This is a genomic window from Ancylobacter vacuolatus (assembly GCF_030813595.1).
GTDB classification, from domain to species: Bacteria; Pseudomonadota; Alphaproteobacteria; order Rhizobiales; family Xanthobacteraceae; genus Ancylobacter; species Ancylobacter vacuolatus.
The window spans coordinates 164,865-178,216 of the sequence record NZ_JAUSUH010000012.1; the positions used below are offsets into that span (position 1 = coordinate 164,865).

A 13,352-nucleotide genomic window follows, 5' to 3' on the forward strand; every position below is an offset into this window, starting at 1 on the left:
CCAAGAGCCATGCCGCGCCTCTCCGATAAAAGCCTCCTCGCCATCGCCGCCGTCGTCGACGTCGCGCTGCACGCCCGCGGCATGCCGGTGGCGGCCAAGGCGCTCGCCGCGCGGCACGAATTGCCGCCCCGCCATCTGGAGCCGGTGCTGCAGGCGCTGGTGCATGCCGGGGTGCTGAAGGGTGTGCGCGGCCCGCGCGGCGGCTATGAGCTGGCCCGCGAGCGGCGGCGGATCACGGTGGCGGAAGTGGTGCGCGTGGTCGAGGCCGAGAGCGAGGAAGCGCTGGACGCCTTCCCCGCCATCGTCCGCGATATCGTGCAGCCGGCAGTGGCCGAGGCGGAGCGCGCCTTCGAGGCGGCGCTGGATGCGGTGACGGTAGAGGATCTCTGCCGCGCCGCCGCGCAGAACACGCTGCGCAAGGGGATGCCCGAAGGCATCGATTTCACCATCTGATTTTGTAGTTAATTTGTTTTCTCGACTTTGAGTCGTGAATATGTTAGCCCTGCCGGCGAAAACCGTTCGTTGAAGAACAACTCGCTACTGACGGGCCGCGCCAATTTGCCGGTCCGCTTGCTGGAGGCACCCATGGCCGACACCGCTCCCCACACCGCCGCCACCGCCGACAAGCCGGGGCGCGGGCGCGTCTATTCCTCGATCACCGAGACCATTGGCAACACGCCGCTGGTGCAGCTGAACCGGCTGCCGGCCGAGCGCGGCGTGAAGGCGCGCATCCTTGCCAAGCTTGAGTTCTTCAATCCGATCGGCAGCGTCAAGGACCGCATCGGCGTCTCGATGATCGAGGCGCTGGAGGAGGCGGGCGTCATCAAGGCCGGCACCGTGCTGGTCGAGCCGACCTCGGGCAATACCGGCATCGCGCTGGCCTTCGTCGCCGCCGCGCGCGGCTATCGGCTGATCCTCGTTATGCCGGAATCGATGTCGGTCGAGCGTCGCAAGATGCTGGCGCTGCTCGGCGCCGAACTGGTGCTGACCCCGGCGGCGCAGGGCATGCGCGGCGCGGTGGCGCGGGCGGAAGAGCTGGTGAAGGAGCTTCCCGATGCCATCATTCCCCAGCAGTTCCGCAATCCCGCCAATCCCGCCATCCACCGCAGCACCACGGCGGAGGAAATCTGGAACGACACCGAGGGCGCGGTCGACATCATCATCTCCGGCGTCGGCACCGGCGGCACCATTACCGGCCTCGGCCAGGTGCTGAAGCCGCGCAAGCCCGGCCTGCGCATGGTCGCGGTCGAGCCCGAGGACAGCCCGGTGCTATCAGGCGGCCAGCCCGGCCCGCACAAGATCCAGGGCATCGGCGCCGGCTTCGTGCCCGACGTGCTCGACCGTTCGGTGATCGACGAGGTGGTGACGGTGGGCAACCAGACCGCCTTCGAGACCGCCCGCGCCATCGCCCGGCTGGAAGGCATTCCGGTCGGCATCTCCTCCGGCGCGGCGATCGCGGCGGCGCTGGAGGTCGGCGCGCGGCCGGAGAACGAGGGCAAGACGATCGTGGTCATCATCCCCTCCTTCGCCGAGCGCTATCTTTCTACCGCCCTGTTCGAAGGACTTTGAGCGGACTTTAGTCCTTGGCCTGTGTAGCGCGCCCCCGGCCCTTCTAGTGCGACTCCGGCTTCGATAAAGTCGCGTTGATTCGGTGCCTCGCCATGGGCGGGGCGCCTGCCGGAGGGCGGCAGTCGGCAAGGGGAGGCGGGCGCGGATGGCGCATCCGGCCGGCAAGGGCGGGACGGAAGACGGCTGGCGCCTCGACGCGCGCGCCGCCAGTGGTCCGCGTCCGGTTCCCAGTCTTGTTATCCGCCTGGCCCCGCGCCAGTGGCGACGCCTCGCCGCGCGTCTGCTGAGGCGCCTTGCCCGCCAGATGGCGCGCGTTCTCGCCTCTGCGCCGGCCAAGGTGGCGGGCGTGGCCGGTTCCGGCCTTGCCGCCCACAGCTTTCCCGCCCACGCCCAGCCCGCCGGGCAGCCCGCCGCCGACGGGCTGTTCGCCGTGCTGGCGGTGCAGGACCCGAGCGCGCTGATCGGGCTCGCCCTCGTCGTCGGCCTCATCGTCTTCGCCGCCACCACCGCCATCGTGCATCTGCGCTACCGCCGGCAGTCGCTGCGCCGCGAGGCGGAGGCGTTCGGCGAGATCGCCCGGCTGGAGGCGCAGATCGACGAGGCGCGCGCCCTCTTGATGGCCGAGCCGCAGATCGTCGTGGTCTGGCGCGATCCCGCCGCCGAGCCGGAGATCATCGGCAACACCCCCGCCTTCACCGGCGTCGCCGCCCCCGCGCGCATCCTCGCCTTTGGCGCCTGGCTCAGCCCGGCCTCGGCGGGCGAGATCGAGGCGGCGGTGGACCGGCTGCGGGCACGCGGCGCGCCGCTCACCGCCACGCTGGCGACGCAGGATGGCCGCTTCGTCGAGGCGGAGGGGCGTCCGGTCGGTTCGGCCGTGGTGCTGCGCCTGCGCGACATTACCGGCGTGCGGCTCGACCAGGCGCGCCTGGAAGCCGCCTATCGCGCCCTTGACGACGAGACCTCGGCGCTGCGCGCGCTGCTGGAGGCACTGCCCGCCCCGGTCTGGGTCGGCGGCGAGGACGGAAGGCTGCGCTGGAGCAATGCCGCCTACGCCCATGCGGTGGAAGCGCGCGACGGCCATGACGCCACCCAGCGCGACCTCTCGCTGCTCGACCGGCAGACCCGCAGCCGGGCGCAGGCGCTGCACGCGGACAGCCAGCCCTTCAAGGCGCGCCTGCCGGTCGTGATCGCCGGCACGCGGCAGGTGCGCGACGTGCTGGAAGTGCCGGTTGGCGGCGGCGCCGCCGGCATCGCGCTCGACGCCACGGAGGCCGAGACGGTGCGGGCCGAGCTCGCCCATGTCGTCGGCGCCCATCGCCGCACGCTCGACCAGCTGGCGACCGCGGTGGCGATTTTCGGCGCCGACCAGCGGCTGGTGTTCCACAATGCCGCCTATGCCAGCCTGTTCGAGCTCGACGCCGCCTTTCTCGACGACCGGCCGACCGACGGCGCGGTGCTCGACCGGCTGCGGGCGGCGCGGCGCCTGCCCGAACAGGCCGATTTCCGCGTCTGGCGCGAGGATCTGCATGGCGCCTACCGCGCCATCGAGCCGCGCGAGCACTGGTGGCATTTGCCGGGCGGGCGCACGCTGCGCGTCGTCACCGCCCCGAACCCCGAGGGCGGCGTCACCTATCTGTTCGACGAGGTGACGGAGCGCCTCGCGCTGGAAAGCCGCTTCAACTCGCTCACCCGCATCCAGAGCGAGACGCTGGACGCGCTGGCCGAGGCGGTGGCGGTGTTCGGCAGCGACGGGCGGCTCGGCCTGTCCAATTCCGCCTTCCGGCGGCTGTGGAATCTCGACAAGGCCGCGCTCGGCGCCCATCCCCATATCGACGCGGTGGCCGAGGCCTGCCGGCGGCTGACCGCCGATGGTGCGGTGTGGCCGACGCTGCGCGCCGCCGTTACCGGCATCGAGGCCCGGGTGCCGACCGAGTTCCGCATGGAGCGCAGCGACGGCATCATTCTCGACGGTTCCACCCAGCCGCTGCCGGATGGCGGCACGCTGGTGACGCTGCGCGACATCACCGACAGCGTGCATGTCGAGCGCGCGCTGGTGGAGCGCAACGAGGCGCTGGTCGCCGCCGACCACCTCAAGAGCACCTTTGTCGGCCATGTCTCCTATGAGCTGCGCTCGCCGCTGACGACGATCATCGGCTTCGCCCAGCTGCTGGACGACACCGGCATCGGCCCGCTCAACCCCAAGCAGCGCGCCTATGTGAACCACATCACCGAGAGCAGCGCGGCGCTGCTGGCGATCATCAACGACATTCTCGACCTCGCCACCATCGACGCCGGCGCGATGACGCTGGAGCTGGGCGAGGTGGACCTGCGCGCGGCGATGGAGGCGGCGGCGGAAGGCGTGCGCGACCGCCTCGCCGAGGGCGGAATCCGCCTCTCGATCGAGCCGCCGCCGGCCGCCGGCACCTTCCGCGCCGATGGCAAGCGCGTGCGGCAGGTGCTGTACAACCTGCTCTCCAATGCCGTTGGCTTCGCGCCCGAGGGCTCCACTGTCACGCTCTCGGCCGAGCGGCGCGACGACAAGGTGGTGTTCCGCGTGCGTGACACCGGGCCGGGCGTCCCGCCGGAAATCAGCGCGCGGGTGTTCGACCGCTTCGAGAGCCACACCGCCGGCTCGCGCCACCGCGGCGTCGGGCTCGGCCTTTCCATCGTGCGCTCGCTGGTGGCGCTGCATGGCGGTACAGTGAGCCTGAGCGCGGCGCCGGGCGGGGGCACCCTCGTCACCTGCACCTTCCCCCGCGCGGCGGACGCCGGCCGGGACGCGGCGGAGTAGAGCGATGATCGACAACCGCAGCACGGGAGCCGTTCCGACCTCGCCGGTGGCGCATTGGGACGTCGTGCTGCCCGACGAGGCCGCGACCGGGCGGCTCGCCATGGATCTCGCCGCCCTGCTGCGGCCGGGCGATCTGGTGACGCTGGGCGGCGATCTCGGTGCCGGCAAGACCACGCTGGCACGGGCGATCATCCGCGAGCTCGCCGGCGACCCGGCGCTCGAAGTGCCGAGCCCCACCTTCACCCTGATGCAGACCTACGACCTGCCGCGCCACCGCGTGGTGCATGCCGATCTCTACCGGCTCGGCGATCCGTCCGAGCTGGATGAGCTCGGCTGGACCGAACAGACCGACGGGGCGGTGACGCTGGTGGAATGGGCCGAGCGCGCCGAGGGCGCGGTGCTGCAGCCGGACCGGATGGAAGTGCACATCACCCTTCCCGCCGAGGGCGCCGAGAAGATGCGCCGGGTGCGCCTGTTCGGCTATGGCAGGATGGCCGGCGGGCTCTACCGCATGAAGGCGATCCGGGCGCTGATCGACCAGGTCGGCTTCGGCCCGGCGCAGCGCCGGCACCTCATGGGCGACGCTTCCTCGCGCAGCTATGAGCGGCTGATCGGCGCCAAGCGCAGCGCGGTGCTGATGAACGCCCCGCGCCGTCCCGACGGCCCGCCGGTGCGCGGCGGCAAACCCTATAGCGCCATCGCCCATCTCGCCGAGGACGTGAAGCCTTTTGTCGCGATGGCGCGGGCGCTCCGGGCGCGCGGTTTCTCGGCGCCGGCCATCTATGGCGGCGATCTCGATGCCGGCCTGCTTGTTATCGAGGATCTCGGCCGTGAGGGGGTGCTGGAAGGCACCCCGCCGGCGCCGGTGCCGGAGCGCTACGAACTCGCGGTCGACGTGCTGGCGGCACTGCACGGGCAGGACCTGCCGTCGACGGTTTCCGTCACCACCGGCCTCGACCACCGCCTGCCGCCCTATGATCTCGACGCGATGTTGATCGAGGTGGAGCTGCTGCTCGACTGGTACCTGCCCCATGCCGGCACACGGGTATCGCCGGACGCCCACCGCTCCTTCCGCCAGCTCTGGGCGGCGGCGCTGGCGCCCTCGCTGGCGCAGAAGCCGGTCTGGGTGCTGCGCGACTATCATTCGCCGAACCTGATGTGGCTGCCCGAGCGCACCGGGCTGGCGCGGATCGGCCTTTTGGACTTCCAGGATGCGGTAATGGGCCCGGCCGCCTATGACCTCGTCTCGCTGGCGCAGGATGCGCGGGTGGATGTGGCCGAGGCGCTCGAACTCGCCTTGCTCACCCGCTATGTGAAGGCCCGCCGCGCGGGTGATGCCTCCTTCGACACCAAGGGCTTCGCCGCCTCCTATGCGGTGATGGGCGCCCAGCGCGCCACCAAGATCCTCGGCATCTTCGCCCGGCTGAACCAGCGCGACCGCAAGCCGGTCTATCTCGCCCATCTGCCGCGCATCTGGGGCTATCTCCAGCGCTGCCTGTCCTTCCCCGAACTCGGCGGGTTGGCGAGCTGGTACAAGGACCATGTGCCGGCGCCCGGCGCCTCGCGGCTGCCGCCCGGCGTGCGGCCGGCGGTGTTTCCCGTCGCGGCGAAAGCGCCGGCCGCCCCGTCTTCGGTGCCGTCCGCGCCGTCCCCCGCGTCTTCCACGCCGAACGAGCCCGGCCGTTCATGACCGCCATCACCACTGCCATGGTGCTCGCCGCCGGCCTCGGCACGCGCATGCGCCCGATCACCGACCGCCTGCCCAAGCCGATGGTCGAGGTCAATGGGAAAACCCTCATCGACGTCGCGCTCGACCGGCTGGACGCGGCCGGTGTCACGACCGCCGTGGTCAACCTGCACGCCCATGCCGATCTGCTGGAGCGCCATCTCGCCTCCCGCACCCGGCCGCGCATCGTGCTGTCCGACGAGCGCGACGCCCTGCTGGAGACGGGCGGCGGCATCGCCCGGGCGCTGCCGCTGCTCGGGCCCGACCCGTTCTTCGTCGTCAATGCCGACACGATCTGGATCGAGGGCATTCGCCCGAACCTGCCCACGCTCGCCGCCCGCTTCGATCCCGCGCTGATGGATATCTGCCTGCTGCTGGCGCCGGCCGTGATCTCCATCGGCTATGAGGGGCGCGGGGATTTCCTGATGGACGGGGAGGGGCGCCTCACCCCCCGGCCGGAACGCCTTACCGTGCCCTTCGTCTATGCTGGCGCGGCGGTGGTTTCCCCCGGTATCTTCCGCGACGTGCCGGAGGGGGCGTTCTCGCTGAGCCGGCTGTTCCGCCGCGCCGCCGAGGCCGGCCGGCTTTATGGCCAGCGCATGGAAGGGGTGTGGATGCATGTCGGCACGCCTGAAGCCATCGCCGAGGCCGAAGAGGCCATTGCGCGCTCGAAGGACTGACGCCGTGCCCGCCCCCCCGATGCCCCGTGGAGCGCGCGCATGACCTCTGACGCGCAGCTGTCGCCTGACGCGCAGCGCCGGGGGCCCCGGCTGTTCTCCATTCCGCCCTCCGCTCCCTTCGTTTCTGTCCTGGCGGATGCGCTGCTCGATGGCGACCTCGTTCCGGGCTTCGCCCCGCGCGGCGATCCGCTGCTTCTGGCCACCGCCACCGTCTTCCTGCCGACCCGCCGCGCCGGGCGCCTGCTGGCCGAGGCGCTGCGCCAGCGCATGGGCGCGGGGGTGACGCTGCTGCCGCGCATCGTGCCGGTCGGCGATGTCGACGAGGACGCGCTGGCCTTTGCCGAGAGCTACACCGACCCGCCGCGCCAGGTGCCGCCGACCACCCGCCGGCTGGCGCTGGCCAGCCTCATCCGCGCCTGGCGCCGGGCGCTGGCGGGGCAGGATGGCCGCGTCGCCGTCGCCGCTGGGCCGGGGGCGGAATTCGCGCTGGCCGACGAGCTGGCGCGGCTGATCGACGAAATGGCGGCGCAGGAAGTGCCGTGGGAGCGGCTGGACGCGCTGGTGCCGGGCGAGCATGACCGCTACTGGGACATGGCGCTCGACTTCCTGAAGATCGCGCGCGACTTCTGGCCCGCCTTCCTGGAGGCGGAGGGCTGCGTCGATGCCAGCGTGCGCCGCGACCGGCTGATCGCCGCCGAATCCGAGCGGTTGGCGAGCCTGCCCGAGGGCGGGCCTGTCATCGCCGCCGGCTCCACCGGCTCGATGCCGGCCACCGCCCGGCTGCTCGCCACCATCGCCCATCTGCCGCGCGGCGCCGTGGTGCTGCCGGGGCTCGACTTCACCCTCGACCCGCGCTCATGGGAGGCGCTGACGGACGAGCAGGCCAGCGCGCCGAGCCACCCGCAATACGGCCTCGCGCTGCTGCTCCAGCGCCATATGCGCGTACCCCGCGACGCCGTGCGCGAGCTGGCGCCGCCGGCCGCCCATGGGCGCGAGCGGCTGCTCTCCGAAGCGCTGCGTCCCGTCGCCTCCACCGAGCAATGGGCCACCCTTTCCGACCGGCTCAGCCCCGCCGCCATCGACGCGGCGCTGGCCGATGTGCGCGTGATCGAGGCGGAGGATGCGCGCGAGGAGGCGCTGGCCATCGCGCTCGCCTTGCGCGAGGTGCTGGAGACGCCGGGGCGCACCGGCGCGCTGATCACCCCCGACCGCGACCTCGCCCGGCGGGTGACGGCCGAATTGCTGCGCTTCGAGGTCGCCATCGACGATTCCGCCGGCGAGCCTTTGTCGGAGAGCGGGCCGGGCCGCTTCGCCCGGCTGGTGGCGGATGCCTGCCGCGACGCGCTGGCGCCGCTGCCGCTCTCCGCTTTGCTGCGCCACCCGCTCGCCCGCTTCGGGCTCGCCCGCGCCACGCTCGACGCCGGCGCCGACGCGCTTGAAATGATGGTGCTGCGCGGCCCGCGCCCGGCGGCGGGCGCACAGGGGCTGACCGAGGCGGCGGCGGGTTTCAACCCGCGCGATTTTCACCCGCGCGATCCGCGGGCGTCGATCGGCGAGGAGCGGCGTGCGCTGGCCGACGCGCTGGCGCGGCAGATCGCGGACGGCCTCGCCCCGCTGCTGGCGCTGGGGGAGGGCGAGCACCCCTTCGCCGCCCTGCTTGAGGCACACCGGGCCGCCATCGCGGCGGCGTGGAGCGGGCCGGAGGCCGGGGGGCCTGAGAGCGACTCCGCCGCCGAGGCGACCGCGCTGGCCGAGCTGGCGCATGCGTTCGACAGGCTGGCGGAGGGCGCCCCGCACGCGCCCGCCATGACGCTGGCCGACTATGCCGCCGCGCTGGTGCTGCTGCTCTCCAGCCAGCCGGTGCGCCCGCCGCTGCTGCCCGGCGCGCGGCTGCGCATTCTGGGGCCGCTGGAAGCGCGGCTTGTCGGCGTCGACCTCGTGGTGCTGGCGGGCCTCGTCGAGCAGACCTGGCCCAATGCGGTGCGCGCCGACCCCTGGCTCAGCCGGCCGATGCGCGCGGCGCTGGGGCTGGAGGCGCCGGAGCGGCGGATCGGCCTTTCCGCCCACGATTTCGCGCAGGGCTGCGGCGCGCCGGAGCTGGTGCTGTCCTATCCGCGCAAGCTCGGCGGGGCGCCGACCGTGCCCTCGCGCTTCCTCCAGCGCCTCGCGGCGGTGAGCGGGGAAGCGCGCTGGAAGGCGGCGATCAGCCGTGGCGACCGTTTCCGTCGCCTCGCCGCCTTCATCGAGGAGGAGAAGCCGGCGGCCCGCATCGCCCGGCCCGAGCCGGCGCCGCCGCTGGCGCTGCGCCCCAAACAGCTCAGCGTCACCGAGATCGAGACCTGGCTGCGCGACCCCTACACCATCTATGCCCGCCATGTGCTGCGCCTTTCCCCGCTCGACGGGCTCGACGAGGCGCCGGGCGCGGGGGAGCGCGGCAGCGCCATCCATGACGCGCTCGGCACCTTCGCGCAGGCGTTTCCCGAAGGATTGCCGGCGAACGCCGAGGCGGTGCTGCTGGACTATGGGCGCGCCGCCTTCGCGCCACTGGAACAGTTTCCCGCCGAGCACGCGCTGTGGTGGGCGCGCTTTGCCCGGCTGGTGCCGCGGGTGATCGCCTGGGAGCGGACCCGCCGGGAGCGCACGCGCCGCGTGCTCGCCGAGCAATATGGCAGGCTGCCGCTGGCCGGCGGGCGCTTCACCCTGACCGGCCGCGCCGACCGCATCGAGCAGCTGACTGATGGCGGCCTCGCCATTCTCGACTTCAAGACCGGCGCGGTGCCGACCGCCCGGCAGACGGCGGTGCATTATTCCCCGCAGCTGCCGCTGGAGGCGGCGATGGCGGCGCAAGGGTGCTTCCCCGATGTGCCGGGCGAAGAGGCCGCCGCGCTGGTCTATGTCAGGCTCGGCACGGCGGAGGTGAAGGAAGTGAGCGCGGTCGACAAGGACACCACCGCCGCCGGCCTCGCCACCGACACGCTGGCGCGGTTGCAGACCCTGATCGCGGCCTTCGAGAACCCCTCGCGCGGCTATGCCTCGCTGGCGCGGCCGATGTTCGGCGGGCGCTATGGCGATTACGACCATCTGGCGCGGGCCAAGGAATGGTCGACCGGCGGGGAGGGCGAGGAATGAGCGAGACCACCGACCTTGCCCCCGGTGCGCTGCGGGCGGCGACCGTGCTGCAGACCTCCGCCTCCGACCCGATGTTCTCGGCCTGGGTCTCGGCCAATGCCGGCTCGGGCAAGACCCATGTGCTGGCGCGGCGGGTGATCCGCCTGCTGATGCGCGGCGTGCCGCCCGGGCGCATTCTGTGCCTCACCTACACCAAGGCCGCCGCCGCCAACATGGCCAACCGGGTGCTGGGCGAACTGCGCAAATGGACCACCCTGTCGGACGAGGAACTCGACAAGGAAATCCTCAGGACCGATGGCGGCGAGCCCGCCCCGCTGCGGCGGGCGCAGGCGCGGCGCCTGTTCGCGCAGGCGCTGGAGACGCCGGGCGGGCTGAAGATCCAGACCATCCACGCCTTTTGCGGCGCGCTGCTGCACGCCTTCCCCTTCGAGGCCGGGGTGCCGGCGGGCTTCGGCGAGCTGGAGGAAGCCGCGCGGCTGGAACTGCTGGCCCGGGTGCGGGCGGAGGTGGTGCTGCAGGCCGCCGGCGCCCCCGACAGCGATCTCGGCCAGGCTCTGGCGCTGATCGTCGGCCTGACCTCCGACACCGGCATCAGCGACCTGCTCAAAGAGCTGGTGGCCGACGCGCCGGCGCTGGAGGCCAGCGACGAGGAACTGGCCCGCGCCGTCGGGCTCGACGCGCCGGTGGCCTCCCTCGACATCGAGCGGGCGATCATCGAGGGCGCGCTGATCCCGCGCGGCGCCTGGATTGGGCTGGCGGAAGCGTTGGTGCTGGAAGGCGGCAATTGCGCGAGGCGCGGCCAGGGCCTGCGCGCCGCGGCGCTGGCGCCTGACGAGGCGGTGGCCGAAGCCTATGCCGGCGTGTTCCTGAAGGAGGATGGCGAGCCCTATGCCGATGGCCAGTTCGGCAATGCGGCGGCGCGGGCGAAATACCCCCAGTTGATCGCTGAGCGCGACCGCATCGCCCCGCTGGCGCGCGAACTCGCGGCCGCCCGCGCCTTCGAGCGCAGCCGCGCGGTGCTGATCCTCGGGCGCGAGGCGGCGCGGCGCTATGTCAGGGCCAAGGCGGTGCGCGGCGTGCTCGATTTCGCCGATCTGGTCGATGCGGCGCGGCGGCTGCTGGCCTCGGGCGCCTCGGCCTGGGTGCACTACAAACTCGACCAGGGCATCGACCATGTGCTGCTCGACGAGGCGCAGGACACCAGCCCCGAGCAATGGGAGGTGATCCGCCCGCTGGTCGCCGAGTTTTTCGCCGGCATGGGCGCGCGCGAGGGCGGCGGCGTGGACAGCCCGCTGCCGCGCACGCTGTTCGTGGTCGGCGACGAGAAGCAGTCGATCTTCTCCTTTCAGGGCGCCGATCCCCGCCGCTTCGATACGGTGCGGCGCGAATTCGAGGCGGCGGGCGGCGCCGGCTTCGTGCATGTGGAACTACAGCACTCCTTCCGCTCGGCGCCGGGCATATTGGAGGCGGTGGACGCGGTGTTTGGCCGCGAGGCCTCCTATCGCGGCCTCTCCGCCGAGGCCAAGCCCCCGGTACACGCACCGATCCACGCCGCGCTGCCGGCGCTGGTGGAGATGTGGGAGCCGGAAGTGCCGAGCGAGAAGGTGGATGTCGACGCCTGGCAGCGCCCGCTCGACGCGCCCGGCGCCGACGACCCCAAGGGAAGGCTGGCGAAGAAGATCGCCGCCCATATCGCCGCGCGCATCGCGGAAGGGTTTCCCGTCACCGGGCGGCACGGCACCCGCCCGGCGCGGCCGGGCGATTTCCTCATTCTGGTGCGGCGGCGCGACGGGCTGTTCACCTCGATCATCCGCGAGCTGAAGCAGGCGCGGGTGAACGTGGCGGGCGCGGACCGGCTTGTGGTGGCCGAGCATATCGCGGTCATGGACCTGATGGCGCTGGGCGACGCGCTGCTGGCGCGCGACAATGAGCTGGCGCTGGCCAGCGTGCTGAAGAGCCCGCTTTTCGGCCTCGACGACGCGGATCTGATGAAGCTGGCGCCCGGCCGCGATGGGCGGCTGGAAGAGGTGCTGGCCGCCCGCGCCGGGGAGAACCCGACATGGGCGGCGGCCGCCGGGCGGCTGGAACGGCTGCGCGGCGAGGCGCGGCGGCTGCGGCCGTTCGATTTCTACACCCGCGTGCTCGGGCGCGAGCGGGGACGGGCCGCCATGCTGGCCCGGCTGGGGCCGGAAGCGGCGGATGCGCTCGACGAGATGCTGGCGCTGGCGCGGTCCTATGAGAGTCTGGAAGCGCCCTCGCTCGCCGGGTTTCTGGCATTCCTGCGGCGCGGCGGCGCCGAGGCCAAGCGCGACATGGAGGCCGGGCGCGACGAGGTGCGGGTGATGACCGTGCACGGCGCCAAGGGGCTGGAGGCGCCCTATGTCCTCCTCGCCGACACCACCTCCGGCCCGATGACCCGCCGCACAGCCGGGCTGCTGCGGGTCGAACTGCCGGACGGGCGCCGGGTGGCGCTGCACGCTCCCGCGAAGAAGGGCGACACGCCGTCCATGGCGGCGGCCCGCCAGCGTGGCGACGAGGCGCAGCAGGATGAATATCGCCGCCTGCTCTATGTCGCGCTGACCCGCGCCGAGACCGCGCTGGTGCTGTGCGGGGCGGATGGCGCGCGCCAGCGCCCGGCCGAGTGCTGGTACGACCTCGTGCGCGGGGCGCTGGAGCCGGAAGCGGCCGAGCACCCCGCCACCGGCTTTGCCGGCACGGTGCTGCGCTGGCGCGGCGGCAGCGATGCCACCGCCGCAGTGGCGCTGCCGGCCCCCGTCGCCTCGCCGCTGGAGGCGCAGGAGCGGGCACTGGCGCGGCTTCTGGCGCGCCCGGTGATCGAGCCGCTGGCGCGGGCCAGCCTGCGCCCCTCTGCCGCCGATGTCTTCGCGCCCACCCCCACCGGCCCCATGGCGCGGGCGCTGGAACGCGGCGACCTGCTGCACCGGCTGATGGCGGCGCTGGCGCCGCTGCCGGGCGCGGCACGGGCCGAGCCGGGCCGGCGGCTTCTGGCTTCAAGCTCCGACTGGCCGGAGGCGGCGCGCGAGGAATTGCTGGCCGAGGCGCTGGCGACGCTCGCTTTGCCGGAACTCGCCCCCCTGTTCGCGCCCGGCAGCCTTGGCGAGGTGCCGCTGGCCGGCGAGCTGGAGGACGGCACGCCGGTTTCCGGCCGCATCGACCGGCTGAGCGTCAGCGAGGATCTTGTGCTGATCGCCGATTTCAAGACCGACCGGCATGTCCCGGCCGTCGCATCTGCCATGCCGCAGGCGCATGTCCGGCAGGTCGCGCTCTATGCTCGGCTGCTGGGCAGGCTATTCCCACGCAAGCAAGTGCGGGCATTCTTGGTCTATACGGCCGGCCCGCTTGTCCACCCTCTCGACGGCACCGCGCTGGAGAGGGCGGTGGAAAGTGTCACGTTGGGGTGACGCCGCCTTGACGCACCGGGGGGCGGCTACCTACT

General features: G+C 72.7%; 7 protein-coding genes. All 7 read left to right on the forward strand.

Annotated features, from left to right (window positions below; translation table 11 throughout):
- Window positions 1–9 precede the first annotated feature (9 nt).
- The 7 genes from J2S76_RS21140 (at window position 10) to addA (ending at window position 13,317) form a co-directional block, all read left to right on the forward strand.
- Window positions 10–453, forward strand: a complete 444-nt coding sequence (locus J2S76_RS21140; protein WP_307063785.1) for an RrF2 family transcriptional regulator — start codon at window positions 10–12, stop codon at window positions 451–453.
- Window positions 454–585: 132 nt separating this feature from the next.
- Window positions 586–1,569, forward strand: coding sequence for a cysteine synthase A (cysK, locus tag J2S76_RS21145; protein ID WP_307063787.1), 984 nt, complete (start codon window positions 586–588; stop codon window positions 1,567–1,569).
- A gap of 145 nt (window positions 1,570–1,714) precedes the next feature.
- The gene (locus J2S76_RS21150; RefSeq protein WP_307063790.1) at window positions 1,715–4,360 is read left to right on the forward strand and encodes a sensor histidine kinase; all 2,646 of its coding nucleotides are present in this window, start codon (window positions 1,715–1,717) and stop codon (window positions 4,358–4,360) included.
- Between the two features lie 4 nt (window positions 4,361–4,364).
- A complete protein-coding gene (gene tsaE / locus J2S76_RS21155; RefSeq protein ID WP_307063791.1) occupies window positions 4,365–6,050 on the forward strand; it encodes a tRNA (adenosine(37)-N6)-threonylcarbamoyltransferase complex ATPase subunit type 1 TsaE in 1,686 nt (561 codons plus the stop codon).
- Window positions 6,047–6,766 carry a nucleotidyltransferase family protein gene (locus J2S76_RS21160; RefSeq protein ID WP_307063793.1) on the forward strand — a complete coding sequence of 240 codons (720 nt, stop codon included), beginning with the start codon at window positions 6,047–6,049 and terminating at the stop codon, window positions 6,764–6,766. The genes tsaE and J2S76_RS21160 overlap by 4 nt, the downstream gene beginning before the upstream one ends.
- Window positions 6,767–6,805: 39 nt before the next feature.
- Entirely contained in the window at window positions 6,806–9,895 is a 3,090-nt protein-coding gene (gene addB, locus J2S76_RS21165; protein WP_307063796.1) for a double-strand break repair protein AddB, read from the forward strand.
- Entirely contained in the window at window positions 9,892–13,317 is a 3,426-nt protein-coding gene (gene addA, locus J2S76_RS21170) for a double-strand break repair helicase AddA (protein WP_307063798.1), read from the forward strand. Before addB ends, addA begins: the two co-directional genes overlap by 4 nt.
- Window positions 13,318–13,352 lie beyond the last annotated feature (35 nt).

Excerpts from the sequence above, each read along its gene's own strand:
- J2S76_RS21160 (WP_307063793.1), top strand. The coding sequence starts at position 6,047 with ATGACCGCCATCACCACTGCCATGGTGCTCGCCGCCGGCCTCGGCACG.
- J2S76_RS21150 (WP_307063790.1), top strand. The coding sequence starts at position 1,715 with ATGGCGCATCCGGCCGGCAAGGGCGGGACGGAAGACGGCTGGCGCCTC.
- cysK (WP_307063787.1), top strand. The coding sequence starts at position 586 with ATGGCCGACACCGCTCCCCACACCGCCGCCACCGCCGACAAGCCGGGG.
- addA (WP_307063798.1), top strand. The coding sequence starts at position 9,892 with ATGAGCGAGACCACCGACCTTGCCCCCGGTGCGCTGCGGGCGGCGACC.
- tsaE (WP_307063791.1), top strand. The coding sequence starts at position 4,365 with ATGATCGACAACCGCAGCACGGGAGCCGTTCCGACCTCGCCGGTGGCG.
- addB (WP_307063796.1), top strand. The coding sequence starts at position 6,806 with ATGACCTCTGACGCGCAGCTGTCGCCTGACGCGCAGCGCCGGGGGCCC.
- J2S76_RS21140 (WP_307063785.1), top strand. The coding sequence starts at position 10 with ATGCCGCGCCTCTCCGATAAAAGCCTCCTCGCCATCGCCGCCGTCGTC.